This is a genomic window from Polycladomyces subterraneus (assembly GCF_030433435.1).
Taxonomy (GTDB): Bacteria; Bacillota; Bacilli; order Thermoactinomycetales; family JIR-001; genus Polycladomyces; species Polycladomyces subterraneus.
Genome location: NZ_JANRHH010000010.1, coordinates 1 through 1139 on the forward strand (window position 1 = coordinate 1; position 1139 = coordinate 1139).

Below are 1139 nucleotides of genomic sequence, written 5' to 3' on the forward strand. Positions count from 1 at the left end.
TTCCACCAAGGTCCCCGGAGATGTACATTCGACGCTTATCGAGAAAAAGATCATCGACGATCCTTTCGTTGGTCATAACGATATGAAATGTCGCTGGGTCGAAGAGAAGGTTTGGTGGTACCGCACGGAATTTCATTTTGCTGAGAAGATCGAACCGGAGGAGCGCCTGTTACTGATTTTTGAGGGCCTTGACACGTTCGCGACGATCTATCTGAACGGGATCGAACTGGGGAGCACGGAAAACATGTTCATCGCCCATGCATTCGACGTGACGCGGGAGATCCGCCAGGGGCGCAACGTACTTGCCGTCAAATTCGATCCCGTTTCTCTTCACGTGAAAGGGAAACGACAGGATTTTTGGTCGGGTTTCAGCAAGGAGCGGATCTGGGTAAGGAAAGCGCAGATGAACTTCGGCTGGGATTGGGGACCGCGTCTCGTCACCGTCGGCATTTGGCAAGACGTACGCCTGGAGAAGAAACGTTTCGCCAATCTGTCGCGGTCGATGTGGAAGTGGATTATTTTAGACCCAACAGCGTCGACGGTTCCGCTGCATCACTTCCCTTTTCGTACGGCACGTTTGAGGTGGAGGTGCGCCTGACTTACAATGGTGGCCAGGGCGAACATGAAGTGGGACAAAATGAACGTTATGTACAAAGAACTAAATTAAATGGAACATTTGCACACCTGGCTCTCGAGGTGAAAGCCCCCAAACTGTGGTGGACGCACGATCTGGGAACGCCCCATCTCTACCGTTTGGAAGTGATTTTGTTCAAGGACGGCGAAGCGATCGATCGCTATGAACAAGATTTCGGCATCCGCATGCTAGAGGTACGGCGCACAGACGAGCAAGGAAACGCCCGATTTACGTTCGTTTTGAACGGTGTCGAACTGTTTACCAAAGGGGCGAACTGGATTCCGGTGGACAATTTTATCGGTGCGGCCCCCGAATCCCGGTACGTTCATTTGATCCGGCTTGCACGTGAAGCGAATATGAACATGTTGCGTGTGTGGGGCGGCGGGATCTACGAGAAAGATGTGTTTTACCGTGAATGTGACCGGCAAGGAATCCTCGTTTGGCAAGACTTTATGTTCGCCTGCGCGTTGTATCCCGATTTTAACCGCAATTTCATGGCAAACGT

1 pseudogene is annotated in these 1139 nt (G+C 51.7%); it reads left to right on the top strand.

The features are described 5' to 3' along the window. Window positions 1-1139, top strand: a pseudogene (locus NWF35_RS16925) (glycoside hydrolase family 2 protein); the annotation flags it as partial.